The sequence below is a fragment of the Rhodanobacteraceae bacterium genome, from assembly GCA_024234055.1.
Classification (GTDB): Bacteria; Pseudomonadota; Gammaproteobacteria; order Xanthomonadales; family SZUA-5; genus JADKFD01.
Map to the genome: position 1 here is coordinate 149,211 of JACKOW010000008.1, position 26,159 is coordinate 175,369.

Consider the following 26,159-nt stretch of genomic DNA (forward strand, 5'->3'; position numbering starts at 1 on the left):
TCCGGCTGATATCGTGGCCGTCTGAACGTCCAGACGTCCGATCTCATGACCATCTCCACACTTGAACCTGCTGCCACCCGCGACATACTGCGCGCTCGCCGAACTCCCCCCATCAAGCCCATGCTGACCCATCTCGACCGGCTCGAAGCCGAAAGCATCCACATCTTCCGCGAGGTCGCGGCCGAGTTCAGCAACCCGGTGATGCTCTATTCGGTGGGCAAGGACAGCTCGGTATTGCTGCATCTGCTGCGCAAGGCCTTCTACCCGGCGCGGCCGCCGATACCCCTGCTGCATATCGACACCACGTGGAAATTCCGGGAGATGATCGCCTTCCGCGACAGCCTGCCGGAACGCTTCGGCATCGACGTGCGGGTCTACACCAACCCGCAGGGTCTGGCGCAGGGCGTCTCGCCCGTCACGCACGGCGCCAGCGTCCACACCGATGTCATGAAGACCCAGGCACTGCGCCAGGCGCTGGATCACTATCGATTCGATGCCGCCATCGGCGGTGCCCGTCGCGACGAGGAGAAATCCCGGGCCAAGGAGCGGGTGTTTTCCTTCCGCAGCGCCGAACACCGCTGGGACCCGAAGAACCAGCGCCCGGAACTGTGGAACGTCTACAACACCCGCGTGCACAAGGGCGAGAGCGTGCGCGCTTTCCCGCTGTCGAACTGGACCGAACTCGACATCTGGCTGTACATCTACCGCGAACAGATCCCGGTGGTGCCACTGTATTTCGCCGCACCGCGCCCGGTGGTCGAGCGTGATGGCGCCTTGATCATGGTCGATGACCATCGATTGCCGCTGAAGCCGGGCGAAGTGCCGGAACTGCGCTCGATTCGCTTCCGCACGCTGGGCTGCTATCCGCTGACCGGCGCGGTCGAATCGAATGCCGACTCGCTGGAGGCCGTCATCGCCGAAATGCTGGTGGCGCGCACCTCTGAGCGCCAGGGCCGGGTCATCGATCATGATCCGGCGGCCTCGATGGAGAAGAAGAAGCAAGAGGGCTATTTCTGATGGACAACATCGCCCAGACCGAAAACGCCGACGCCAGCGCCGAGGTCGCTGCCTACCTGAAGCAGCACGAACACAAATCGCTGCTGCGCTTCATCACCTGCGGCAGCGTCGATGACGGCAAGAGCACCTTGATCGGGCGCCTGCTGCACGACAGCCTGCAGCTCTTCGACGATCAACTGGCGGCGCTGGAAACCGACAGCCGCAAGCACGGCACGCAAGGCGAGGCCATGGATTTTGCGCTGCTGGTGGACGGCCTCAGCGCCGAGCGCGAACAGGGCATCACCATCGACGTCGCCTACCGCTACTTCAGCACCGAACGCCGCAAGTTCATCGTTGCCGACTGCCCCGGACACGAACAGTACACCCGCAATATGGCCACCGGCGCCTCCACGGCGGATCTGGCGGTGGTGCTGATCGATGCCCGCAAGGGCGTGCTCACGCAGACCCGGCGGCACAGCTACATCGTCGCCTTGCTCGGCGTGCGTCAGGTGATTCTGGCGGTCAACAAGATGGACATGGTCGACTACCAGCAGTCGGTGTTCGAGGCCATCGCCGAGGACTATCGAACCCTGGCCCAACAGCTCGGCATCACCCAGGTGCACTGCGTGCCGATGTCGGCGCTGAATGGCGACAACGTCATGCACGGCTCCACCACCATGCCCTGGTACACCGGCGCGCCGCTGCTGAAACTGCTGGAGCAGGCCGATACCGATCGCGCCGAGCAGGATCTGGGCCTGCGCATGCCGGTGCAATGGGTGAATCGACCCGACTCGCATTTCCGCGGCTATGCCGGGACGCTGGTCTCCGGCGAAGTGCAGCCGGGCATGGAGATCGTCGCCCTGCCCTCCGGCGCCCGCAGCCGCGTTGCCCGCATTGTCAGTGCCGATGGCGATCTGCCGCGCGCGGGCGCTGGCCAGGCAGTGACTTTGACCTTGCGCGATGAAATCGACATCAGCCGCGGCGATCTGATCGCCGCCGCGCGCAGCCCCTCGGAAGTGGCCGACCAGTTTGCCGTGCACCTGCTGTGGATGGGCGACGAGCCGCTGCTGCCCGGCCGCCCCTACTGGCTGAAGCAGGGCAGTCGCAGCGTCAGCGCCCAGATCGGCGAAATCAAACACAAGGTCGACGTCAACACCCAGCAGCATCTGGCGGCCAAGCGCCTGGAGCTGAATGAAGTCGGCTATTGCAACATCAGCCTCAGCGCGCCGATTGCCTTCGAGCGCTACGCCGACAACCGCGCCCTCGGCGGCTTCATCCTGATCGACCGCCAGAGCAACGCCACCGTGGCCTGCGGCACCATCGATTTCGCCCTGCGCCGCGCCAGCAATGTGCACCGGCAACTGCTCAGCATCGATCGCGCCGCGCGCGCCGCGATCAAGGGCCAGCAGCCGCGCTGCCTGTGGTTCACCGGCCTGTCCGGCTCCGGCAAGTCGACCATCGCCAATCTGGTGGATCGGCGACTGCACGGCGCCGGCTATCACACCTATCTGCTCGATGGCGACAACGTCCGCCACGGCCTCAACAAGGACCTGGGATTCACCCCGGAAGACCGCGTCGAGAACATCCGCCGCATTGCCGAAGTGGCCAAGCTGATGACCGACGCCGGCCTGATCGTGCTGGTGAGCTTCATCTCGCCCTACCGCTCCGAGCGCGATCTCGCGCGCAGCCTGTTCGCCCCCGGCGAGTTCCTCGAGATCTTCGTCGACACCCCGCTGGAAGTCTGCGAACAACGCGACGTCAAAGGCCTCTACGCCCGCGCCCGCGCCGGCCTCATCCCCAATTTCACCGGCATCGACGCGCCCTATGAAGCACCGGAAAACCCGGAACTGCAGCTAAGAACCGCCGCACTGGCACCCGAGATATTGGCCGATGAAGTCGTACAATCACTCATCCAGGCTATGTAGCCCCAACGCTCTTGTAGGTCAGGTTGGCCCGAAGGGCCTACCTGACATCTGCGAATCTATTCCGCAAGATTGTCCATTTGCGTCGCCGTGCCGATAGGAACTAACGCGCTTCCTCACGGATGCGTTTCGATAGATGCATTCGCTCGCCAATGATGCGTGAACCTCCATGACTCAGATGCCCGCCGTCTGCATAGAGGGGAACGCCATCCAGACTGACGGCACAACGCCCGTCGCGACAGAGGAAGTCCTCCAGATGGATCACCCTAACGTGATTATCCTGGGCCACGGCGTCCAGTAGCGACAACACCTCGGATTGTTTCTCCCGAAACGCACTTTCGGCAAACGAACAGTCTTCGTGGTCGGCGCCAAAATAGTATCGCCCAGTCGCTGCGCGCTCCAGACACCGACCGATATCAAATCCTGTTTTGGGCGGCGGAGCCACGATTACAACCCGCTTGCCGATGGCGCGTATCGCCTCAATCGTGGCCCTATACCCATGACGCGCCATTTCGATGCCGCCCTCGCGTTCGACAAGTTCGCGCGCGGGGCCACTGAAGTTTTCAACAAGCAGTCTATTTCCTCGAAGATACTGCCCATTGAAACTGGCGAGCACAACTACATCTATTTCAGAAGCGTTCTCCAAGAACTCAAGCACACTGGAATTGAAACTGAGGCAAGTCAAGCCCCATGCGCGATTGTAATAGTCCGAGTCTCTGAAGACAGACACTCCCATCAATGGCCCGCAAGTCGTTTTCGTTGCCTGAATGAATCCCGCATCATCATCTGACTTGATGGCATCGGCAAGGTGCATGGCATTGGAGTCACCCCACAAGAAATAATTGGGGGCATGGCCCGTTCGACATTCGGGCTTGTTCTCGAAACGAGCACCGTACTCGCAGGCACCGTCCAACCCGTGGTTTCCCTGCCGAATGGCCCCGAAATCAACCGATGTCCGGCTTGCGTCCCAGCGTTGCAGCGCGTAGCCAAAGCTGATGAGCAGAAGCGAAGCTGACGCGATGGCCGCTGCACGCCGCTTTGTTGGAACCGCGCGAATCCGCCGAATCGGGTTCTCGACCCATCGATACAGGGTCCACGCCAGTACCAGGGAAAGCAAGGCCAGGCCAGCGCGCACGTGCATTGGGACCGGCATCACCCAGGCATTGGCGGCAAAAGCCAGCAACGGCCAGTGGACCAGATAAAGCGAGTAGGACATATCGCCCAAGCGCGCCATCCAGCGAACTGGCGAAATCCTGTCAGCCAGCGGATGACAGCGTAGGATAACAACCAATGTGGCGGTGCATACGATCAGCGCATCCACGCCGGGCTGGCTCCCGCCAAAGGGAAAGAAAGGCACGATCAGAAGTACGGCCAGCGAAGGCCAAAACAGCACCCGCCAGAAAGAACAGAGTCGACGCCAATCAACCAGGAAAGCGCCCATGGAGCCGATGCCCAATTCCCAGGCACGGGTTGGAAGCAGGTAGAACACCGCACCGGGCTTTGCAGCAACCATCACCAGACACAGGGTCAGGCTGAGCACGGTCACTGCCAGCACCATCTTCCACCACCATCTGCGCGGTGTGAATGCCAGCGTTGCCGGCATGAGCAGGTAATACTGCTCCTCAATGGCAAGGGACCAGACATGCAAGAGTGGCTTCAGTTCGGCGGCTGTTTCGAAATAGCCGGTCTGCATCCACAAGGCGATGTTGCCGGTGAAGGTTACGGCTCCGAGCAACTGCTTGGTGAAATCCACAAACTCAAGCTGCGTCAAGAACAACGGTGCGACAAGTGCACAAGCCAGAAAAACGATGTAGGCCGCGGGCAGCAGTCGCTTGGCGCGCCGAAAATAGAATTCGGTAAAACTGAATTTCCCGGCGAGCAAATCGCGCCGAACAATCCCGGTAATTAGAAAGCCCGAGACCACAAAGAAGATATCGACGCCAAGAAATCCGGCCTCCGGCGCCGGCCAAAGCTGCGCGTGATACAGCAGCACCAACAGGATCGCGAACCCGCGCATGGCCTGGACATCAGTTCGGAGCCCACCTTGGGAATTGGCGGGCGCCGAACCATCCTTTGACTGAGCGCCTTCAGAGGACAGCTCCCGCCGGCTCGAATCATGGTGGATCAATGGCAATGCAAGCTACTCCAGTGGCGGCAGGGAGTTAGCGTCCGCTGCGACAAGTCGGCGCAGAAGCGATTTCCAATTGGCAAGCGCTCCATCGCGCGAGTAATGCCTCTCGATCATCGCCCGTGCCTTCGCGCCATACTCGGCGCAGCGTGCCTTGTTTTGCGCCAGTTCGGCGATGACGGCAGCGAGTTCACGGCCCTTGCCGGCCTCAATGGCGACGCCAGCGCCGTTTTCCTTGACCAGGCTCGCACTTTCGCCATCGGGATCACCGCAGAAGACCATGCCGCGCCCGACAGACGCGATGCTGTAGATCTTGCTCGGCAACACCAGGCCTTCGAACTCGGGGCGCAGGCTGACATAGTGCATGTCTCCCGCCGCCAGCGTGTCCGCCAGTTCCGATTCGGGTTGCAGCGGCAGGAAGGTGAAACTCCCCAGGCGCTCGGTGGCCACGATGGCCTGCAGCATGGCCAGGCGCGGGCCGGAGCCCACGATCAGGAACTTGATCTTCGGGTTGGCGCGCAACTGATGGGCCGCCGCGATCAGGGTGTCGAACTCGTGCACACGGCCGAGGTTGCCGGAATACGCGAGCACGAAGTCGTCGTCGGCAAAGTGCCGTCGCCGTAGCGCGGAGTCACCCAGGTCGCGAGGCCGAATACGATCATCGCGCCCCCAGTTAGGGATCAGAGTGGTGCGGGCACCGGCAGCCTGCATCAACCGGCCCATGCCGGCGCTGATCACCACCACCTGATCTGCGCGACGCAGGGCGGCGTTGCGCAACCAGCGTAGCGGGGCGAGGGCCAGCGCCAGCCAGCGCGAGGGCCAGTATCGCTGCACCACGTCAGGATAGACGTCCTGACTCCAGTGGATCGTCTTTGCGCCAGCACGGCGGGCGGCAGCGATTGCCAGTGGATAGAACAAGGGCGGATCACTGCAGACGATCACCAGATCGCCCGGCAGCCATTCACGCCGCAAAACGCGCCAGGCCCGCCAGGCGAATGTCGGCCACGAGGCCAGCTTGGCGAGGATGCCGATGGGCCCATGCGACAGTCGATCAATCACTATGCGTTTGACCGAATCGTTGTCCCCAGCCGGAAGCACATCCGCCCCGCGTGCCCGGCTCAGCAGTACCACCTCGAAACCTTCCGCGCGCAGCAGATCGATGACCTCCCCACACAACACGGCGGTCGGCGCCGGATCAGGCGGCAACCATTGGTTGATCATCCACACCCGCGGTTTGGCCGGGGCGGTTTCGTTCGAAGAATCGGCGCTCATGCGAGACCCCATCCACGGCGGATCGCGCAAGAAGCCCAGCCAGAGCAGCGGAGCAAGCTCCGCTCTACGAGAGCAGCGGTGTGCGAGGCTGTTGTAGTGCCGAGCTTGCTCGGCTGGATGTGCGGCTTTTCTCGATTCACGGAACCAAGAGCAGGAACAGAAGCCCAGCCAGAGCAGCGGAGCAAGCTCCGCTCTACGAGAGCAGCGGTGTGCGAGGCTGTTGTAGTGCCGAGCTTGCTCGGCAGGATGTGCGGCTTTTCCCGAGTCACAGAACCAAGATCGGGAGCAGAAGCCCAGCCAGAGCAGCGGAGCAAGCTCCGCTCTACGAGAGCAAAGTTGGATTGCCGCACCTCAGCGCCCCCGCAAAAACAATCGATCGAGCGCGGCCTTGTCCAGCTGCACCCAGGTGGGTCGGCCGTGATTGCACTGGCCGCTGCGTTCGGTGGCTTCCATATCGCGCAGCAGCGCATTCATCTCCGGCACGGTCAGGCGCCGATTGGCGCGCACCGAGGCATGACACGCCAGGGTGCCGAGCAATTCGTTGCGGGTTTCCTCGATGCGCGTGGAGCTGCCGTGCTGGCGCAGATCGGACAGCACGTCGCGCACCAGCGCTTCGATGTCGAGATCAGCCAGCGCCGTCGGTACCCGGCGCACGCTGATGGATTCGACACCCGACCGCACCACTTCAAAGCCCAGCGCCTCGAACTGTTCGGCGGCGGTTTCGGCCAGATCGGCTTCGCGCCCGGAGACGGCGATCTGCAGCGGCACCAGCAGCGTCTGCGAGCGCACGCCCACGCCCTCCAGAGCTTGCTTGAGGCGTTCATAGGTGATGCGTTCATGGGCCGCATGCATGTCTACCAGCACCAGCCCGGCGGCGTTCTCGGCCAGCACGAACACGCCATGCAACTGCGCCAGCGCAAAGCCCAGTGGCGGCGTGTCCGGGCGCGATTCCGGAGGCACCGGGAGCGTCGGGGATGCAAGGGAATCGGTCGAGTACAAGGCTCGATAAGCCGCCAGCGGCTGCGCCACCTGGCTCTGGCCCAGGCGCATCGGCATTTGCGTGAAGCTGCTGCTCGTCGGTGTCGCAGACGGCCGCTCCGAGGAGCCAGCCGAGGCCGCCAGCGGTCCACCGACGGCGACGCCACCCACGCTGCCTGCCCGGGTGCCAGCCAGGGCCTCATGCAGCGTGCGATAGATCATGTCGTGGACAATGCGGCCCTCGCGAAAACGCACCTCATGCTTGGCCGGATGCACGTTCACATCCACCCGCGCCGGATCGATGTCCAGATACAGCACAAAAGCCGGATGGCGCCCATGGAAGAGCACATCGGCATAAGCCTGACGCACGGCGTGGGCAATCAGGCGATCGCGCACCAGCCGCCCGTTGACGTAGAAATATTGTTGATCGGCCTGCGAACGGGCATCGGTGGGCAGCCCGACCCAGCCGCGCAAACGCGCGCCCGCGCCTTCGAAATCCAGATCCAGCGCACGCTCGGCAAAGGCCGGCCCCACCACCGAGCGCAAGCGGGCGCGCATCTGCTCGGGCTCCAGCGCCGCCCGGATCGGCAACTGCGACTTGCTGTTGTGGCTGAGCCGAAACTCCACCTCGGGCCGGGCCAGCGCCAACGAGCGCACCCAATCCTCGATATGCCCGAACTCGGTGCGCTCGGCCTTCAGGAACTTGCGCCGCGCCGGCACGTTGTAGAACAGGTCCCAAGCCTCCACTCGCGTACCCGGTCGCATGGCCTCGGCCCGCGGCGGCGACACCTGCCCGGCCGAGGCATCCACCCTAAAACCATGGGCTTCGCCGGGCGTGCGCGAAGCCAGCGTCAAGCGCGAGACCGAGGCAATGCTCGGCAGTGCTTCACCGCGAAAGCCCAGCGAGCGCACCACTTCGAGATCGTCCATCGACGTGATCTTGCTGGTCGCATGCCGATTCAGCGCCAGCGGCAACTCCTCCACCGGAATGCCACCACCGTCATCGCTGATGCGGATCAGCTTGGCACCGCCGGCCTCGATGTCGATCTCCACCAGCCCCGCACCGGCGTCCAGCGCGTTCTCGACCAGTTCCTTGACCACCGACGACGGCCGCTCTATCACCTCGCCGGCGGCGATTTGATTGATCAGGTGGTCGGAAAGTACGCGGATCGGCATCGCGTGGAGCATAGCCTTGCTGCCCCCGAAGGAGCGACCTTGTGTCGCGACCGAACCAACTCCCGATCGCGGACAGAGTCCGCTCCCACAGGAAAACCGCGCCGCGAGGGCGCTCGTCCTGGCAAAGCGGAGGCCCAGAAACGCAAAAAGCCCCGCGGAGGGGCTTTTCGCAACATCCAACTCGCCGGCCTATTTGACCAGTTCAGGATCCGCTTCGACCGCCTGACCGCTGCCCAGCATGCCTACGGCGATCAAGGCATAGGTGCCCAGAACCACCAGGAATCCACCGATCAGCCACAGATCGGATGCGCCCAGCGCCATCAAACCCAGCCCGGCGCCGGCGAGAGCCAGATGCAGTGCCGTCCCGGCGACGACAACTTTGGGCACGCTCAAGCCCCGGTCCAGCAGCAGATGGTGGAAATGCAGGCGATCGGCGGCGAAGGGCGAACGTCCGCCAGCAAGCCGACGGCCGATCAATGTCAGGCAGTCAAGAATAGGCAGTGCTACCAGCCAGGGTGCCACCGCGGGCGTGATTCGCGCCGCAGGCCCCTGAGTGAGTTCAATTGCCGCCCAGGCCAGCATCAGGCCGAGCAAGGCACTGCCGCTGTTGCCCAGAAAGGTCAGGGCTTTCGGACGACCCGGCATCCGCAAATTGAATCCCAGGAATGCCAGGACGGCCGATGCGCCGACCAGAAGCTGCGCGCACAGGGCCAGTTTGTCGGTTCCATAGGCGAGAGCGGACATCAGCGCCAATGTCGACGCAACTATCGACCCCGCAAGGCCATCGACGCCATCGATCATGTTGACCGCATTGATCAGCCCGACCACGGCAAAGACCGTGAACGGGATCGCGAAAATCCCCAGGCTCAGCGGCAAGACGGCCGAGGACAGCGACAGACTGAGCAGCACAGAGCCGCAGGCACACAGCACCAGAGCCGAGCCACACTGCACCAGAATACGGGCCGGCCACGGCAAGTCTAAAACATCGTCCGCCACGCCAACACCGATCAACATGGCACCGGCAATCAGCATCCCCAGCGTCGCCGGATCCAGGCTCGGCCAGGCAAGCGAGAGCAAGGCCGGCAACAGCGCCGCGTAGATCGCAATGCCGCCGATCACAGGCGTTGGATGCTCATGGTCCTTGCGACCAATGGGATGATCCACCAGTCGCAGACACTCAGCCCATCCCAGCAACAGCCTGCAGCAGACAGCGCTAACCGCAAAGGCGACAAAGCTAGACATCAATAGATGCACGCACTTCCCCTGATTGCATCCTTCAGCAGCTCAGTCGAACCAAGCCCCCAGATCGCGAGTTTGCCCCCGGACTTGTTGAGGACGCAAGCGCGATGCCCAACTTGCGCTTTTCCGGCGGGTAGGACTGTCAATTCTCCGACAACCCCTGAAGACTTGTTGCAGTCGACCGATGGGAATATCCGCTCGGGCGACATGCTGCGGGCCTTGCCCCGTCAATAACGTCGAGCCCGATGCCACGCTGCAGCTGTTTCGACAATCGCGTCCAGCGATTGATATTGAGGATTCCAGCCCAGGAGTTCACGGGCCTTGGTGCTGTCAGCGATCAAGGTCGCGGGATCCCCGGGCCGGCGCGGCGCGTTCACTCTGGGGACAGATCGCCCTGTGACTCGCTCCACCGATTCGATGACTTCGAGTACGCTGGCACCAGACTCGCTCCCGAGATTGAACACGTGGGCACCCGAATTGGCGAGCAGGAAATCCATGGCGCACGCGTGGGCCTGCGCCAGATCGTCCACATGCACATAATCCCGTATGCACGTTCCATCAGCCGTTGGATAGTCTTGGCCGAGCACGCGAAGCGCCGGCGCTGAGCCGAGCGCTGCATTCAAGGCATTGGGAATCAAGTGCGTTTCCGGATCGTGCGACTCTCCGATTCCACCGTGCGGAGAAGCTCCAGCCGCATTGAAGTAACGCAGCGCAACGCTGTCCAGTTCGTAGGCAGCAACAGCATCAGCCAGCAGGCGCTCGCACATCCACTTGCTGGCCCCGTAGGGATTTATTGGCGCCTTTGGGTGGTCTTCTCCGATCCGATCCGCCTCAGGCACCCCGAAGATGGCACAGGTCGATGAGAACACCAGGCGATGAACCTCTCTCTTGCGCATCACCTTCAACAAGTTCAAGGTGCCAACGAGGTTGTTGTCGTAGTAGCTGTAAGGGTCCGTGACTGACTCGCCAACCAGCGCCTTGGCGCAAAAGTGCATCACCACTTCCGCGCCGGACGCGGATAGCGCCCGGTCGATGGCTGCAGGATCCAGCAAGTCACCCACATGCAGTGGGTTCCCCGTGACAGCGACGCGATGTCCCGTGCTCAGGTTATCGAAGACATGCACCTCATGGCCCGCCTGGTTCAACCAGCGCACCATGTGCGCACCAATATAACCAGCGCCACCACACACCAGTACCTTCATCTCAGCTCCGCGCCTCGGCCGCATGATCCACAAACCACTGATAGGTGCTGGCCAGTCCTTCATCGAGTCCAATCCGGGCTTGCCAGCCCAAGTTGGTCAAACGACTGACATCGAGCAACTTCCGGGGTGTCCCATCCGGCTTCGATGGATCACAGATGATTTCGCCCTGATAGCCGACCACGGCGGCCACCCGCTGCGCCAGCTCAAGGATGGTCAGATCGTCCCCCACACCCACATTGATGATCTCCGCGCTACTGTATTTGCGCATCAAATGGACCGAGGCATCGGCGAGATCGTCCACGTGCAGGAATTCGCGACGGGGGCTGCCCGAACCCCAGATCACAACCTGCAAGAGCCCATCGCGTTTCGCCTCATGAAAGCGTCGGATCAGCGCGGGCAATACATGTGAATTCTCGGGGTGAAAATTGTCCCCAGGGCCATAGAGATTGGTTGGCATCAGTGAAATGGCGTCGAAGCCATACTGCTGACGATAAGCCTGACACATCTTGATACCCGCGATCTTGGCTATCGCATACCACTCATTCGTGGGTTCCAGCGGCCCCGTCAGCAGGCATTCCTCGCGCATCGGTTGCGGCGCATGCTTGGGGTAGATGCAAGACGAGCCCAGGAACAAGAGCTTGCGCACACCGTGCCGCCAGGCAGCATCGATCACCGCGTTCTGAATGCAGAGATTGTCGTGGAGGAACTCAGCCGGGTACAGGCTGTTGGCATGGATACCTCCGACCTTGGCAGCAGCCATGAACACGAGGTCCGGCCTTTCTCGGGCAAACCACGCGCTCACTGCGGTGGCATCGCGCAGATCGACCGACGAACGCTCGATCGTCATGAGGTTGGTAAATCCTGCGGAGTGCAAACGCCGCAGGAGGGCCGAACCAACCAAGCCACGGTGGCCAGCTACCAGAATCCGATCACTCTGATCAATCATCAATCGCGTCCTGAAATCCCCTGAACCGACCCAACGCCGGCCACACTAGCCACCGACGGCACGAACTTCATGCCCGCGGGAAGCGCCGAAACATCGTCCAGCATCTACTCATGATGGTCGAAAGCCCTGAAACCCGCGCGGCGAATCATTGCGTCGCGCTGAGCCAGCTTGAGATCCTCGCGCATCATCTCGCCGACCAGGCCATTGAAGCCGACTTTAGGAGCCCAACCCAGCTTTTCTCTGGCCTTGCTGGGATCACCAAGCAGCGTGTCGACCTCCGAAGGCCTGAAGTAGCGCGGATCGATGGCGACAATGCGCTGGCCAACCTTCAACGCGCTTTCCGCGGGCGCCGCCGCAATGACACCGATCTCATCAACCCCACTTCCCTCCCATTCGATCGCAATACCCAATTCCGCCGCAGCGCAGGTCACAAACTCCCGCACCGAATGCTGCACTCCCGTGGCAATCACGAAGTCCTCTGGCTCATCGGCCTGAAGCATGAGCCATTGCGCCTCCACGAAGTCCCGCGCGTGCCCCCAATCCCGCAGGGAATTCAGGTTCCCCAGATACAAGCAATCCTGCAAACCCAAGTGAATACGCGCCAGCGCACGGGTGATCTTTCGCGTCACGAAAGTCTCACCACGAATCGGCGATTCATGGTTGAACAGGATGCCGTTGCAAGCAAACATGCCGTAGGACTCCCGGTAGTTCACCGTGATCCAGTAGGCGTAGACCTTTGCGGCTCCGTAGGGAGAGCGCGGGTAGAAGGGAGTGGTCTCGCGCTGAGGAATCTCCTGGACCTTGCCGAACATCTCGGATGTGGACGCCTGATAGAAGCGTGTCCTCTGCTCCAGACCAAGAATGCGAATAGCCTCAAGCAGCCGGAGGCAACCCATGGCATCGCTATTGGCCGTGTACTCCGGGCTCTCAAACGACACTGCGACGTGACTCTGCGCACCGAGATTGTAGATCTCATCGGGCTGAACCTCTTGCACTATACGAATCAGATTGGTGGAATCCGTCAGATCCCCGTAGTGCAAAATGAGTTTCCGGTTCTTCTCATGAGGATCCTGGTAAAGATGATCTATGCGATCGGTATTGAACGAGGACGCCCGGCGCTTTATTCCGTGCACCTCATAGCCCTTGCCAAGTAGAAATTCAGCCAAATAGGCGCCATCTTGACCCGTGATACCAGTTATCAACGCCACCTTGCCGTTCGCACCTGAATTTTCACTGCACTCTGTATTCACTATTCTACCTTTCTGACTGTCGCCCGAGGCGCCCGCGCTGCGGCAATCGACTGCAGCGATGCAAGCTTGAGCGTTGACTCACGAAATGAATACACCACCGCTCCCGAACAATCCCGGACGTCACCCGCCCAAGACCAGACCTCGCTGCTCACCAACGGACGTACATTGATCTCTACCCGAACGGTAAACCCGGATCGAACTCGCACGGTTTCCCCCAGAAGGAACGTCGCCCGCCCATAGACCAGTTTAGGCGCATCCGGAGCGTTGGTTAAAACCAATCCATTTCCAAAATGCAGATCAAACCAGCCCATGAAGCCGTGTAAATCTCCATCCTGCGCCATTTGAAAAACAAGCTCAGGACACAAATCCATCCTGACATCTGTCGACCAAGAGAACTCGCCGAGACATTGCGCCGGCGAAAGTAGGTCGGATGCATTTGCCTGCGAAGCGATCAGGCTGCCGAACTCCCAGCGGCCGAGCGAACTTATGTCGACGCCAAGGTCATTTTCCTTCCAGATCCTGTTCCACTCCGCCATAAATCTCGGCTCGCTCACAGGAGCCACGAACATCCTGTCCGACATCGGCAGTACAACGCCCTTGGCGGTCAAGAAGCGACGACACGCATCGCTCACAATGGCTTGCGTGCCCCCAAACAATGGTAAGGTACCGCGAATATCGGCCAGTATGACATCCACTCGATCGGGCAGATCGATCTCGCGTGAATCAGCGCAGATCACCACGATCTGGTCTTCGAAACCATTTCTCTTAGCCGCGTCAACCAACGCCCACACCAGTGGATTGGGGTCAACAGCGTAAACTCTTTGCGCCCCGAACTTGCAAGCCAGCAAGGACAAAATCCCCGAGCCGGCCCCTAGGTCCAGCACAATTGACCCAGGCTTGACGTGACGTCGCATTGCATCGGTGAAAGCAGCCATCCGCAACGGATCGGACAGCATCACGCCGTATGACCTCATGTTATACGACATGCTTCGATCCCATCCCGACAGTGCCACTATCTCGCGACCCAGCCTTTGCCAGAGACGCACTCACCATCGACGCCGCTCCGATCGATGATCGCCACTCGCTTGCCGTTGACACATAAATTGACATCTCTTCTCATGCGGAGCTACCGCGATTCTCATACCCATGGCAAAGAGAGTCCGAAAAGCCAGCGGTCGAGCATCAATGGCTGCACCCATTCCTTTGGTTGCAGCCGGTCATATTGCTTAGCCGCCTCGTGATAACGGTCGAGATTCACGTAGTTGGCGATATCAGCAGGCCGTTTCAAAATCAGCGACTGATGAACCTCCGCTTTCCCGCCGTGCCCTCGAAGCAAATTTGCGGCTGGCGTCTTCGGACGATTCAAGACCGCATCCGGCAAGCGTCCGCGCATGGCCTCTCGAAGCAAATGCTTCTTGTGCATCAGTCCCAACTCTGGGTAACTCAACCTCGCCTCGATGACCCGAAGATCAAGAAACGGATCAGTGGCGCTGGGCAAGATCTGAAGTACATCAGCCGAATCCATCTGCAGCACCCACGGATGCCACATCAGGGATGACCGTACATGACCGAAGGGCTGATTGCTTGACCAGCTCTTGCGATCAAGAAAATCTTCCCAATAATCCACCAGTCGCAGCCGCGCAACAAATTCCTTTGATATCCATTTCGGTAGTTCCGGGCGCGCTGCATCGGCAGCCTTGGTTGACTTGCCGCCTGATGGGAATCGAACTCGTTGGAACAGGCCTGTACCGAGTGACGGCCGCAATCCGTGCCGGAAATAAAGTAGCGAAGCGGCCTCTGCCGCAATTCGAAGTCCATATCTTCGGGCGGTGGCCAGCACATTGGGATTGCCAGAACACAATACGTTGTCACCGCCGTGGCCGTACAAGACGACATCAGAATGCTGAGCAGTGATTGAACGCGCCAGATTGCCGAATTCCGGAAACAAGTCCAAGGAAGGCACCGTTGAGCGAGAGATGGCCCCCAACGGCGTCGCTTGGGAATAGTCAAACACCTCGTGAGGATAGCCGAGTCGTTTGGCCACTTCGGAAGCGAATAGCGCCTCATCATCATCCCCGTCGGCAATGAACGTAAATGCCGAAACTGCCGTCGGCCCGCCGCCGGCCGACGCTGCGTCGGAACACAAGCCGGCTACTGCCGTCGAGTCGAGACCGCCGCTGAGCGCGATGGCTACGCGCCGATCTCGAACGCGATCCGATACTGCGTTTGCAAGAACTTCCCGGAAATGCTCGCAGTAGTCATGCAGGCGGGGCAAGCGTAGCGCGGTTGACGATTCGGGAAAGGACCATGTGTGATCCCGAGTCAACTCACGACCGGCGATTGTGTTGAAACTGCCGGCAGCGACCTGGGATATGGATTTGTAGGGCGTGCGCTCATGATCGATGGCTGCGTGATACCCGACCAGCAGGAAGCCAGCGATAGCGAACTCATCGACTTCGGAGAGTGACGGATGCTTCGGAATCAGCGGCGACAGCTCTGACGACAGACGAACGTCCTGTTCGTTCTGGCTGATGTAGAGCGTGCGAAGTCCCAGCGGTGAGGTTCCAAACCTGACCTTTCCGGTCTCCCCGTCATAAATGACGAAGGCATAGTCACCAAGGACGTGGTCTACAAGGCTCGCCCCCCATTTCAAGAAGGCTGCCAGTATCAGGTTCGCCGTATTGGCGCGGCTCAAGTCGCGCTCGCGGCGCACGTCTCCGCAGCTCAACGCCCTGATCAACGAAGCTTTACCGTCGATCCGAGCGTCGCAAAGTACTGTCCAGCGTTCGCTTTCGAGACAATTTTCCTCCGGTCCAGACCAGCTCTCGGGCCCCGTCCAATACGTTCGATAGGCAAATCTCTTGTCGACAGTTCTGCCGCAGGCGCTACTGCCACTCGCTGACTGTCGCGAGCATGCCGGAGGAGGTGCTGTTGCTGGCAGCTCAGGGATAGGGGAATAGGAGAGCGAGAAGTGCATCAAGCCTGTACTGGCCGCGCAAGTGATGCGAACCGCTGACTCCCACGCATGGCAGAAGGACGTCGAAGCCCGACGGGAGGAGAAGCGAAGCGATAGCCTTTCCGAGAATCGCGGGGGCCACTGCCAAGATCGAGTGACAGCATTGAGACCGAGCGACAACCCATACGGGAACACAGCGCCAGTGCGACGCTTTCGTAGCGTTCATGGTAGTCGGCGCTTTCGGACGGATTCCCGTCGAACCTGGCCACTGGACCAATAGCCACGCCAACGGCCGCAAGTGGAAGCTTGCGGCCCGTTGAGCATTCAAGGCTGTTCAACCGAGCCGAACTGACTCGGCGCATCGCCTTCTGGGCCGGGGTCACGCCGTCAAGCGAGGGCCCGGCCCGAAGATCAGAAGGGAGAGGTCGTGAAGATCACCATGCCGTTCGACAAACCGTCGCCGTTGGTGCTGAGCTGCTGCATCTGCACGAAGTCCTTGGCGATGCCCAGATCCGTCACTACCGGCTTCGTGTACTCAGTCTTGTCCATGATCAACCTCCTGTTGAGGCGATACTGCCCCTGTAACAAGATGCTACCCAGAAAACCGTGCTCCGTGCAAGCGCTCCGGGACATCTCGACCCACGAAGGATCCTGGTTCCAGCCGCATCAACCAGAGCACAGTGACGCATGCAGCCAAAACCAGCAGCCCACGGACCCATCCAATCGTCAGGCAGATTTAGTACGAACCAAGAAGCCCTCACGCTCGCACTTTTCAACGAAGGCCAGTACATCCGCCTCCAAGGTCGCCTGGTCTATGTCGTAATATTGCAGCAGCGCCGATGCTGCTCGCTGTGGGTCTCCAGCTTCGATGATTGCTTCAAGCATTTTGGAAGCGACGCTGTCCAGAGAAAAGAAGCGCTCATCGGAAAAGCGAAATACAACAACCTCCGGACCAAGCTTCTGCAGGACAACCTTCTCGCTCAATTTATACATGGTCAGGCCTCAGGGGGATAAGTCCCAGTTCGCGAATGCAAGCAAGAACGTCAACTAGATCGCCATCCGATCGTCGCGGCCGAACGACTCGAAAGAAGGGCACGGAAGAGACGACCGACGCTAAAAATGCAAGTGCGTCTTCAAACTCCCACATCTTGACACCTATTTGCGGGATGAACAGCAGCTTGCGTGATTCGATCAAGGCCTCAGGCAAGGACATGCGCGTTATCGTGACGTCTTCGGCAAGGTCGGAAACCTCGAGCAACACCATTCCCTTGAGCATTGCCGATGCGACGCTATTGTCCGTGGACAACCCAATGATTGATTTTCTTTTCTCATCGCACTCGATCCCTACTATTGTTTGCTCCAGGGCGAGGGCTTGAACAGATCCTGAGAACAGCTTCAGCCCTCGCTCGGCAATACCCCAGATCAAAGGCGTACCGTTGCTGAACCTGATCAGACCCAAATCATCGGCAATCAATTTCCCGCCAGCATTGAACACCAGATTTGCAGCGGTCGTGGATTTGCCTGCCCCGGAAGGGCCAAAAAAAGCGAGCGCGCTTCCTCCGAAAGCTACGGCGCTCAGGTGCAACGGAAACAGCCCCCTCTGGGCGAGCATGATGGCGAATCCGGGACCATAAAGAAATCCCAGAAACGTTCGGAATTCCACTTCATCCGGATCGTATTCAGCAAAAATGTGGGAACTATCTGTGACCGCAATCCTGCACTCACCCTTGAACTGGAACCACACTCCCTTCTCGCAGCTTGGCGTCCTGGCGATATCAAGGGAGTGCCGCTGCACGATCTGCACGCGGACATCAGGCTCACGACTATCGTCGATCGTCACCAAAGGAGTCAGCGGCACATTCGACCAGATCCTAAGGCCCACCGCCTCATACACATATCCCTGTTTGACCGACATACGTATCATCACCCCACATCTACCAACGGCACCGGAAGCGGCAACGGGCCGTCAGTTATCGAGAAATTCAAGCAGGTTGTAGATCTTGAAATCACCCGCCACAGCCGACGAAGATGGCCCCAAAGCCCACGCTGGCGTCGATACGGCCGTCGGCACCATGTGACATCAGCCTCAACATCCGTCAATCTGCGGAGCGACTCCGGACGGAAGAGGCCAACCGCGATCCAAAATGCATGCTGAGCGTAAAAGCCCGTACCAGACACATGCCAATCGCAGATCCTGAGAGCTGAGGCATCAGACGGTATTCGTTCTCGCCAGGACCCAATCGACTGACGGCCGCCTTCAGGTCATATCCCCGCGGGCGCTGCCACGCGAAGGCAAAATCTGGCTCCGTCGAAACAGATCTTGCCTTCAAGGATGCAGCTTCATCGTTGCTGAGACCTACACGATACAAGCACTCCAACGTGAAAAGCGAAAGGTCAAGGCCCTCTAGACTGCCGCCTGCGGCGACAAGGGCCAGGTCCCGCTCCAGCTTGAATGCCTCATCGACAGTCCGCCGCAATCCCATATTCTCGGCCGCATGCGAAAGCGCCACACGGTCAGGATTGGAAAGAGTCTTGCAGAGACGGATGAGATCCATCACCCAGTGCAGACAAGACCATCGGTGTCGCGAATGATGGAATATCATGTAGAGCGTATTCACGGGCTCTGCCAATCCAGGAAGATCGAACCCGCAAACCTTCGTCCTCGGGAAGTCGAGATCTGTTACCGCGGGAAAAATTATCGAGTGCTCGTCCAATGATTTATGCACCTCAATCTGCAACGCCCCCGGCCGCGACATTTCCACAACCGCCGAGTATTTGCAGACGGCCGGAACCGGGTGTCCCACCCAGCGTTCATGACTGAATTGGTAGCCGCTCTCGAGGAGCTTCTCCACCACTTCGCGGACCCGCTCCGGCTCCACCAGAATATCTATATCGGAACTTTGACGAAGAAACTGTCCCCCATAGAGGGTTGCATCAATCAAACCGCCTTTCAATACTGCGTATTTTATCTTTCCAGGCCCGAGGATTTTTTCTTCAAGTCGGCGCAATTCCAAGTGGCGGGAGAATGACAATCGCCGTTCACCGCGAGCCTCGGCTACGATGCTCGGGAGACTTGCGGACATCTCCCTTGCCGCCCCGGATTCAAAATAGTGTGCAGCCAGCGTGGAAATACGATTGCGAGCGACTAATTGCTGGAATCTGTCTATATCCACGCCTGCCAGGGTCGGCTTCTCGGATACGACGAACTCGGCGCTCGAGAGCTCGAAAAGAATCCGCAACATTTCCACAACTTCGATACTTGGCGATATCACGGCCTGGTCGTCCTGAGAGTGCGGCATCTACGCTTGCATCCGTGCCATGCGGCCCCTGCTGATGCTGATCATTCTCGGAACTGCGAGCACAAAGCCGAGCTGAGTTCCAAGAATCATCAGCACAAATGGGTCGCCAAAGATTTGAGCTGCACCAATGAAGATCGGTACGTTGGCAGCGACGAACGCCAGCATTCCAAGCGCGAGTTTGAACAACTCTGCGCTGTGGGCATTGGCCCTGGACAAGCAGCGTCGCGTCTGACGGGCAACGGCCACCGAGCAAAGAACTGCCAGGATCAATCCCAATGGACCAAGTTCAAGCATGATACGGCCAAGTCCCCCCTCAGCCGATCCCTGCAGTGCAATACCGGCGACCTGGCCAGCGCCCTGGGCACCGGCGCCTGTTCCCAGACCGATGGGACCAGCTGCTACATAAGCCCATTTTATCGAAGTCAAGCCCAGTTTCTCGAAGCGGTCGTAGGCATCACCGAAGGCCGTTTGCGAACGCTCGACATAAGGATTTGGCGCCACTGACTCCGGACTCATGGTCAGTGACCCCAGCGTGACCAACAGTCCCACCATGATGGCGGCAGCCACGGTTCGACGCGAGGAACGTCGTTTTTGATTCATCAAACCAATGAGGTATATGCCGGCAAAAATCACCATGATCGCCAGCGCCTTTCGGCGGCCGGTCAGGAGTATGGTGTAAAAAGCGTACACCACGATGAAAGGACACAGTACGCGCATTGCCGGCCGTTTGAAGGAAACCGCCAAGACCACCGAAAGACAGGCAAGGGCTGCGGCGTGCCATGCCGCAACTTCTGGTGACCTGAGATATCCGCAATACAGGTCTACAACGCCAACGAGTTCGTGGTACACAACCATCTTTGCGCCACCGACCTGACCAAACAGTTCAGAGCTCACTCCGAGGTAGCTGGCAATCACGCCAAGCGTTAAAAGCAAGGCACAGACTACATAGATCATCAGAAATCGTCTGATGTCCTCTGGTTGACGTACGAATTGATACGCCACCCAGAGTGCCGGTATTGGCAAGAGATAGCTGAGCATTCCGATCATCGGCACCATCAGCGAACCGTATCTGATCAATGAATTCAGCGTCTGAATTCCGATCAAACAGACAAAACCGATGAGCAGCTTCCGGGTAGCGCTGCTGTCTCCAGCAAGCGGGCTCAACGTTGGTCGACCAAATCGTGCGATCGCTGCGAACAACGCCAGAGCGAATACCGCCACTGCGGCCAGCTGAACGAAGACTGGCTGTCCTTCGATTGACTTGCGGATCGGCTCCTGAACGAAACCTACCGGAATGAACAGGAGAAATATGGCGCGCCAGCCTGCGTTTGCAAAGACCAGATAAGGCAGTGCAACCACGACTGCCAGCATGATCAGTTCGCTGGTCATTTCAGGGCTGTCAGGTTGATCAAGTTGTGCATTTAAGCTTCAAGCACGCCTGTCTCGATCCGGTTGGCTACGCTCGATGGCAGACCTGGTGAACATGTGAAGAATTCAAAAGTCATGGGTCACCTGCTCGCAGGGAGACCGGCCAGTGCCTGTCTTAGTCCGTGCGTGCATTGTTCATAGCCCCACTGGCGGATGATTTCCAGACTGCGCCTTCCCATGGCCCGCATTCTATCTGGGTTGTCAATCATGGCATCAATGGCGGCGGCCAGTTGGTCGACATTCCCCGGCGGAAGTTGGAAGCCGTTCGCGCCATCGACGACAAGATCTTCACTGCAGCCCATTTCGGGCGAGGTGATCACCGGCAATCCGGCGCACATCACCTCATTGACTACCAGGCCCCAGGGTTCTGATTCTGACGCCAGTACAAAAATATCGGCAGCGGCATAAGCCATCGGCAATTCGCTTTGATTCAGGAAGCCGGCGAAATGGGTATCGTCGAGGTTCAGTTCGGCCTGCAATGCCCGCAGGCGTGGCTCCATGGGGCCGGAGCCGACCACGTATAGCGCGACACGTCGTCCGGTGGCCTGGAGTTTCGCGATGGCGTACATCAGCGTGTGAGGATGTTTGCGCTCAATCAATTTCGAGGCGTAGAGGACCACCGGTACGCCCTCTGGAAACCCCATAGTTGATCGATATTCCTGCCGTCTTGTTGCTACTGCGCTCACGGCTGCTTCGAAGCGCTCGTTATCGACGGCATAAGGGACCATGTGAATCTTGTCGTTCGGGACACCAGCCGCTTGATAATATTCACGATTACGCGTTCCAATGGCAAGAAGACCGTCCAGAGAACGAAATAACCGTCGGAGCACGGTATCCCGGATGAATCGTCGCCAACTCGGCCGACTCAATGCCAGATGGGTTTCTCCGCGTAGCATGACAGGGAGTCCGATTGACTTCGCGGCCAGCATGGCTACCCAACAGGCGGCGTAGCCATAACCATGCAGCCACAAGGCGTCGTAGCCCCCGCTTCGAATGTGTCTCCAGAGCTCCGGCACTATCATCGACCAGAATCCGCCGGGCGTTCTTCTGGTGGCGGCTTCACCCAGGTAGAGGTATTGGTACCCAGAGAGTAGATCAATGTCCCAGGTGACGGGCTTTGCGAAGCCTTCATCGACAGCGCCTCGCAAGCTGAAGTCCGAGCAATACAGGACCGTCAGTTCAATGTCGGGCATGTGGGTCGTCATGTACGCGTACATGGGCGCGAAGTACTGAATCGGGTGCGTGTTCAGCACCGCCACTCGGAGCTTCCTCTTGGCGGTTTGCTCATGCTGCATCGATTCCAGCCGCTCGGTATGCCCTGTCTGAATCATTTCGACAACGCGCGCGTGGGCAGCAGCCAGGTGCGTGGTGTCAAGCGAGTCGGGTGGCCGACCCACCAGCAACGCGACCAATGGTCCGGCACCGCGTGGTCGTTTTCCTTGCTGGCGTCGTTCCAGCCGTTCGGCGTCGGACTGGGTTCGATACCGTGCTCAAGGCCGATCGCGAACGCCTTCATGGCAAGCTCGCCGGGGCAACCATCGTTCCTGAATTTGGTGGACCACAGCTTTGCCAACCTGGATTGTCGCGGCACGTCAGGCGGCATCAACTGGGCATCCCGGAGTTGCGTGACACCGCAAATCGCCCCAGGTACACCACGTCCATGTCGGTTCGCAGCATGCATTGCAAGGCCTCGACCGGCCGACACACGACAGGCTCGTTCTCGTTGAAGGAAGTATTGAGCACGATCGGAACGCCAGTCCTCTGGGCCACCGCGCCGATGAGCGCCGCATACAATGGGTTGGTCTCGGCATCGACAGTCTGCAACCGCCCGGTGCCATCAACGTGCGTGACAGCGGGAATCTGGCCGCGCTTTTCCTCGCGAATGGGAAAGACCATGGCCATGTAAGGCACGTCACCATCCTGCTCGAACCACGCCGAGACGTGCTCCCTCAGGATGGAGGGTGCGAAAGGCCGAAACGACTCACGGCGCTTGATCTTGCTGTTGATGATGTCTTTCATGTCGGCACGGCGGGGATCGCCGAGAATCGAACGATTTCCGAGCGCCCGCGGCCCCCATTCCAAACGACCCTGAAACCATCCGACCACTTGGCCCGCAGCTATGCGGTCGGCGGCGTCGTTGATCAGCGCGTTCTCGTCGGCAAGCAGCCGCACGGTGCATCCAGCGGCAGCAATCTGCGACTGGCTTGCGCGCAATTCCGCCTCGATCTCTGCCGCACTGTATTCCGGTCCAAGGTAGGGCGATCTTTCGGCAACGGTCAGGTCGCCAGCTTTCGCGGCGGCTGCGTAGGCTGCGCCAACTGCACCGCCCGCGTCGTAACCTGCCGGGGCCACATAGACCTTCTTGAAAGGGGTACGCGTGGCAATCAAACCGTTGGCCACCGAGTTTTGCGCACATCCACCGGCGACTACCAGGGCGTCGGTCTCGTTCTCGCCAGCCAAGGCGTTGATCATTTGCAGGTAGCACTCTTCGAACACGGCCTGCACCGATCGCGCCAGATCCTTGTGACGTTGCTCCAAGGGCGAGCCAGGTTCTCGGGCCGGTCCGAGAAGTGCTTCCAGTTCGCGCGAATACAGCCGATCGAAACTGGGAGAGCCGTCTTCCCAATCGTAGGCAATGCGCTCGCGGTGGTGTCGAAAGTAGCGCGTATCCAAGGTGAAACCGATGCCACGACTGGTCGGCTGAACCACTTTTCGCAGTGCCTCCACGTGCAGGGGCCTTCCATAGGGAGCCAGGCCCATGACCTTGTATTCATCGCCATAGTGGGGGAAGCCCAGGAACTGGGTGAGCGCCTGATAGAAAACGCCCAGGGAGTGCGGGAATCCCACCTTGCCGTCAACAGCGATTCGGCCCCCGATGCCTACACCCCAGGCGGCGCTGGCAAAGTCACCAAAGCCGTCCACCGACAGGGCCACGGCCCGGTCGAAGCCAGATGGGTAGTAGGCCGATGCCAGATGCGCCAGATGATGCTCGATAGGCCGAATCTGCGCCTTGAATGGCTGCCCGGGAAAGGCTCGGGCCAGGTGCTGCTCGATGGACATGCGCTTGCGCCGAGCTCGAAATCTATCCAGCACCATGGCCGGCGAGGGTAGATGCCGAACGGCGTAGGCGGCTCGCGCGAGACGACCTGCGCGCGGATCGGTGTTCACCGCGATGATGTCGACATCGTTCAATGTCTTGCCGGTGCTGTGCAGACACCATTCAATGGCTTGGCTCGGGAACCCGGCCCAGTGCTTGATGCGTCGAAAGCGCTCCTCTTCCACAGCAGCCACCAGTCGTCCGTCGACCAGTAATGCGGCCGCAGAGTCGGCGTGAAAGGCATTCAATCCAAGAACAATCATTCGGTACTTTGCTTGTTGAAGTTGAGCATCTGCCGGAGCAGGGCCAGCGCAATCAGCGACTCAGCCTGAGCGCGTTCCCACGCATACTTGATCCCAGGCAGACCATCCAGGACAACGCCCTTTCCAAACAGTGCAAAGGCGGGCGCGGCCCAGGGGGCGATGAACAATAGGCGCCGCAGGCGTTTTCGCCAATTCAGGGTGACCCATCGTTGCGACCACAGATATCGCGCTTCAAGGTCGGCATACCGACGTTGGCGCCGCATGAAATTTTCCGAGGACTTCCGATCGTCGTGCAGCATGACATGCTGAAGGTGCAAGGTGTCTCCCGCCAATTCCAGCCAGTGCATGTGCCCGTACTGTCGATACCGGCCGAACGTCGGCCGGAAAAGGCATACCCGTGGCGGATAGAGCGTGCCGCGCAGAGGATGTCCGTCAATGCAATAGCGAAAGGGAATCGAATAGCCAGCGGTCTCCGGGCCGGGCCGAAGTGTCGCCAATTGCTCTCGCAATGCGTCCGTAACCACATAGTCGGCGTCCATGAACAACACCCACGATGCGCTTGGCACCAGTGAGTCCAGGGCGAAATTGCACTGTCGAGCATGGTCGTCGAAGGGGCGCTCGAACCAATCCACATTGGCGAAACCACTGGCGATCGCCTTTGATTCATCGGTGCTGCCGCTGTCCAGAATGACGACCCGGCGAGCCCATTTGAGCGCCTGCAAGGTGCGCTGCAGGTTAGGGGCTTCGTTGTAGGTGATGACGACCGGTGTGATCTCAGCGAGCATCGGGGCTCACCATAGCGCAGGCGTGGGCGGCCAGTACGGCAATCCGGCCGTCATCCCTTTGCTCGGCGATCATCGACCCGCGAGTTCGCATTGCACCGCCATTTGCCGATACGCGTCTGCCATCTTCACCGCCACCGAGTCCCAGGACAGATGTTGCCGTACATAGCTTGCTCCCGCTTCTCCTCGCTGCGCTGACCTCTCGGGATGATCGAGCAGCTGCGCGATGGCAGCCCGCAAGGCCTCAGCATCTGCAGACGCCGCCACCACGCCGCCACCGCTCGCGCTCACGATTCCGCGCGCGCCAACACCGGGGCTGACCACGACCGGACAGCCATGGGCCAGCGCTTCGACCACGACATTGCCAAAATTCTCGTTCAGGGACGGGAGTACAGTGCAGGCCGACTGGGAAAACAAGGCATGTTTCTGCTGCGCGTCGACGGTGCCCAGCAGTTTGATTCGAGCGGCGCAACCCGAAGCCCCGGCGCGGTCCATCAAGCCTGCAGCCAGTTGTTCATCATCCGGGCCGGCAAGGATGAGCGATGCCGAGGGCAAGCGCGCAAGCGCATCGATCAAGGCCTCCAGATTCTTCTTCCAGGACAAGCGGCCGAGAAAGAGGATCTGTCCAGGAATGACCGACCGCTGGAAAGTGTCTGGCAAATCGACGCCATTGGGCAGATCGAGAACTGGCGCCAGCGCCAAAGCGCAGCGACTCAGATCATCACCTTCCTGCGTGCTCGTCACATGAATGCGCGCCGCGGACGAGAGATTCCCTCGCTCGATCAGTTGAATCCAGGCACGCTTGACCAAGCCGCTCCTGGCCGCAATCAGCTCGGGCACCAGCATCCCGCGCGGGGACAACACATAAGGAATGCGCCTTCGGCGCGCCCAGAAAGCAGCGGAAGCCGTGGGCCAGAGAAAGACCGAGTGCAGGTGCACGGCATCATAGCCAGCCATGTTCTTTCGCAAGAACCCCGACATCGCCGGTGACCAGTAGAGTCGATCGAAGCGACTGCGGAAATAGCGCACGCAGACACCGTCCACATCCACGGCCTGCCCTTCCGGTACATCCAGTCGCTTGGCACCATCGACGGAGGTGGTGCAGACATCTACCCGATGGCCGGCGCGAACCAGGGCCTTGCACAAGCCGTGGACGGAATGAATGGGGCCACCGTAGCGAGCTGCGGGAAAATAGGTCGGTACCACATGCAACACTCGCAGCTTC

21 protein-coding genes are annotated in these 26,159 nt (G+C 60.0%); 2 read left to right on the forward strand and 19 right to left on the reverse strand.

The window, feature by feature from the left end:
• Positions 1-120 precede the first annotated feature (120 nt).
• Together cysD and cysN are read left to right on the forward strand one after the other, a co-directional pair.
• A complete protein-coding gene (cysD, locus tag H7A19_14325; protein ID MCP5476004.1) occupies positions 121-1,017 on the forward strand; it encodes a sulfate adenylyltransferase subunit CysD in 897 nt (298 codons plus the stop codon).
• Positions 1,017-2,921 (forward strand): sulfate adenylyltransferase subunit CysN, encoded by a 1,905-nt coding sequence (cysN, locus tag H7A19_14330; protein ID MCP5476005.1) that lies wholly within the window; start codon positions 1,017-1,019, stop codon positions 2,919-2,921. The genes cysD and cysN overlap by 1 nt, the downstream gene beginning before the upstream one ends.
• A 100-nt stretch (positions 2,922-3,021) precedes the next feature.
• On the opposite strand, the gene H7A19_14335 is transcribed toward cysN, so the two are convergent.
• The 19 genes from H7A19_14335 to H7A19_14425 form a co-directional block, all read right to left on the reverse strand.
• Entirely contained in the window at positions 3,022-4,935 is a 1,914-nt protein-coding gene (locus H7A19_14335; protein MCP5476006.1) for an acyltransferase, read from the reverse strand.
• Positions 4,936-5,058: 123 nt separating this feature from the next.
• Positions 5,059-6,318 (reverse strand): glycosyltransferase family 4 protein, encoded by a 1,260-nt coding sequence (locus H7A19_14340; GenBank protein ID MCP5476007.1) that lies wholly within the window; start codon positions 6,316-6,318, stop codon positions 5,059-5,061.
• A 351-nt stretch (positions 6,319-6,669) separates the two neighbouring features.
• Positions 6,670-8,472: a DNA mismatch repair endonuclease MutL gene (gene mutL, locus H7A19_14345; protein ID MCP5476008.1), complete on the reverse strand. Its 1,803-nt coding sequence runs from the start codon at positions 8,470-8,472 to the stop codon at positions 6,670-6,672.
• Positions 8,473-8,661: 189 nt separating this feature from the next.
• The gene (locus H7A19_14350) at positions 8,662-9,714 is read right to left on the reverse strand and encodes an undecaprenyl/decaprenyl-phosphate alpha-N-acetylglucosaminyl 1-phosphate transferase (GenBank protein MCP5476009.1); all 1,053 of its coding nucleotides are present in this window, start codon (positions 9,712-9,714) and stop codon (positions 8,662-8,664) included.
• A gap of 224 nt (positions 9,715-9,938) precedes the next feature.
• Complete coding sequence (galE, locus tag H7A19_14355; protein ID MCP5476010.1) at positions 9,939-10,913, reverse strand: UDP-glucose 4-epimerase GalE; 975 nt, start codon at positions 10,911-10,913, stop codon at positions 9,939-9,941.
• 1 nt (position 10,914) lies between these two features.
• A complete protein-coding gene (locus H7A19_14360; GenBank protein MCP5476011.1) occupies positions 10,915-11,859 on the reverse strand; it encodes a GDP-L-fucose synthase in 945 nt (314 codons plus the stop codon).
• 104 nt (positions 11,860-11,963) lie between these two features.
• On the reverse strand, positions 11,964-13,169 hold the full coding sequence (gmd, locus tag H7A19_14365) for a GDP-mannose 4,6-dehydratase (GenBank protein MCP5476012.1): 1,206 nt from the start codon (positions 13,167-13,169) through the stop codon (positions 11,964-11,966).
• Positions 13,109-14,068 (reverse strand): 50S ribosomal protein L11 methyltransferase, encoded by a 960-nt coding sequence (locus H7A19_14370; protein ID MCP5476013.1) that lies wholly within the window; start codon positions 14,066-14,068, stop codon positions 13,109-13,111. Before H7A19_14370 ends, gmd begins: the two co-directional genes overlap by 61 nt.
• A gap of 179 nt (positions 14,069-14,247) precedes the next feature.
• Entirely contained in the window at positions 14,248-16,086 is a 1,839-nt protein-coding gene (locus H7A19_14375) for a hypothetical protein (protein MCP5476014.1), read from the reverse strand.
• Between the two features lie 390 nt (positions 16,087-16,476).
• The gene (locus H7A19_14380) at positions 16,477-16,614 is read right to left on the reverse strand and encodes a hypothetical protein (GenBank protein ID MCP5476015.1); all 138 of its coding nucleotides are present in this window, start codon (positions 16,612-16,614) and stop codon (positions 16,477-16,479) included.
• Positions 16,615-16,791: 177 nt separating this feature from the next.
• Positions 16,792-17,058, reverse strand: a complete 267-nt coding sequence (locus tag H7A19_14385; GenBank protein ID MCP5476016.1) for a PqqD family protein — start codon at positions 17,056-17,058, stop codon at positions 16,792-16,794.
• Positions 17,051-17,980 (reverse strand): hypothetical protein, encoded by a 930-nt coding sequence (locus tag H7A19_14390; GenBank protein ID MCP5476017.1) that lies wholly within the window; start codon positions 17,978-17,980, stop codon positions 17,051-17,053. Before H7A19_14390 ends, H7A19_14385 begins: the two co-directional genes overlap by 8 nt.
• A 181-nt stretch (positions 17,981-18,161) precedes the next feature.
• Positions 18,162-19,364, reverse strand: a complete 1,203-nt coding sequence (locus H7A19_14395) for a nucleotidyltransferase family protein (protein MCP5476018.1) — start codon at positions 19,362-19,364, stop codon at positions 18,162-18,164.
• A complete protein-coding gene (locus H7A19_14400) occupies positions 19,365-20,753 on the reverse strand; it encodes a hypothetical protein (GenBank protein MCP5476019.1) in 1,389 nt (462 codons plus the stop codon).
• Between the two features lie 119 nt (positions 20,754-20,872).
• Positions 20,873-22,051, reverse strand: coding sequence for a glycosyltransferase family 4 protein (locus H7A19_14405; GenBank protein ID MCP5476020.1), 1,179 nt, complete (start codon positions 22,049-22,051; stop codon positions 20,873-20,875).
• 68 nt (positions 22,052-22,119) lie between these two features.
• The gene (locus H7A19_14410) at positions 22,120-22,395 is read right to left on the reverse strand and encodes a hypothetical protein (GenBank protein MCP5476021.1); all 276 of its coding nucleotides are present in this window, start codon (positions 22,393-22,395) and stop codon (positions 22,120-22,122) included.
• On the reverse strand, positions 22,395-24,152 hold the full coding sequence (locus H7A19_14415) for a carbamoyltransferase (protein ID MCP5476022.1): 1,758 nt from the start codon (positions 24,150-24,152) through the stop codon (positions 22,395-22,397). Before H7A19_14415 ends, H7A19_14410 begins: the two co-directional genes overlap by 1 nt.
• Positions 24,149-24,937, reverse strand: coding sequence for a glycosyltransferase family 2 protein (locus tag H7A19_14420; protein MCP5476023.1), 789 nt, complete (start codon positions 24,935-24,937; stop codon positions 24,149-24,151). Before H7A19_14420 ends, H7A19_14415 begins: the two co-directional genes overlap by 4 nt.
• A gap of 69 nt (positions 24,938-25,006) precedes the next feature.
• Entirely contained in the window at positions 25,007-26,149 is a 1,143-nt protein-coding gene (locus tag H7A19_14425) for a glycosyltransferase (protein MCP5476024.1), read from the reverse strand.
• Positions 26,150-26,159 lie beyond the last annotated feature (10 nt).

Bases quoted from the DNA above. Each gene is read 5' to 3' on its own strand.
- H7A19_14385 (MCP5476016.1), bottom strand. From the start codon at position 17,058: ATGTATAAATTGAGCGAGAAGGTTGTCCTGCAGAAGCTTGGTCCGGAG.
- H7A19_14335 (MCP5476006.1), bottom strand. From the start codon at position 4,935: ATGCGCGGGTTCGCGATCCTGTTGGTGCTGCTGTATCACGCGCAGCTT.
- H7A19_14420 (MCP5476023.1), bottom strand. From the start codon at position 24,937: ATGCTCGCTGAGATCACACCGGTCGTCATCACCTACAACGAAGCCCCT.
- H7A19_14375 (MCP5476014.1), bottom strand. From the start codon at position 16,086: ATGCACTTCTCGCTCTCCTATTCCCCTATCCCTGAGCTGCCAGCAACA.
- H7A19_14340 (MCP5476007.1), bottom strand. From the start codon at position 6,318: ATGAGCGCCGATTCTTCGAACGAAACCGCCCCGGCCAAACCGCGGGTG.
- H7A19_14400 (MCP5476019.1), bottom strand. From the start codon at position 20,753: ATGACCAGCGAACTGATCATGCTGGCAGTCGTGGTTGCACTGCCTTAT.
- H7A19_14395 (MCP5476018.1), bottom strand. From the start codon at position 19,364: ATGCCGCACTCTCAGGACGACCAGGCCGTGATATCGCCAAGTATCGAA.
- galE (MCP5476010.1), bottom strand. From the start codon at position 10,913: ATGAAGGTACTGGTGTGTGGTGGCGCTGGTTATATTGGTGCGCACATG.
- H7A19_14350 (MCP5476009.1), bottom strand. From the start codon at position 9,714: ATGTCTAGCTTTGTCGCCTTTGCGGTTAGCGCTGTCTGCTGCAGGCTG.
- H7A19_14360 (MCP5476011.1), bottom strand. From the start codon at position 11,859: ATGATTGATCAGAGTGATCGGATTCTGGTAGCTGGCCACCGTGGCTTG.
- H7A19_14390 (MCP5476017.1), bottom strand. From the start codon at position 17,980: ATGTCGGTCAAACAGGGATATGTGTATGAGGCGGTGGGCCTTAGGATC.
- H7A19_14410 (MCP5476021.1), bottom strand. From the start codon at position 22,395: ATGCCGCCTGACGTGCCGCGACAATCCAGGTTGGCAAAGCTGTGGTCC.
- cysN (MCP5476005.1), top strand. From the start codon at position 1,017: ATGGACAACATCGCCCAGACCGAAAACGCCGACGCCAGCGCCGAGGTC.
- H7A19_14415 (MCP5476022.1), bottom strand. From the start codon at position 24,152: ATGATTGTTCTTGGATTGAATGCCTTTCACGCCGACTCTGCGGCCGCA.
- H7A19_14380 (MCP5476015.1), bottom strand. From the start codon at position 16,614: ATGGACAAGACTGAGTACACGAAGCCGGTAGTGACGGATCTGGGCATC.
- cysD (MCP5476004.1), top strand. From the start codon at position 121: ATGCTGACCCATCTCGACCGGCTCGAAGCCGAAAGCATCCACATCTTC.
- mutL (MCP5476008.1), bottom strand. From the start codon at position 8,472: ATGCCGATCCGCGTACTTTCCGACCACCTGATCAATCAAATCGCCGCC.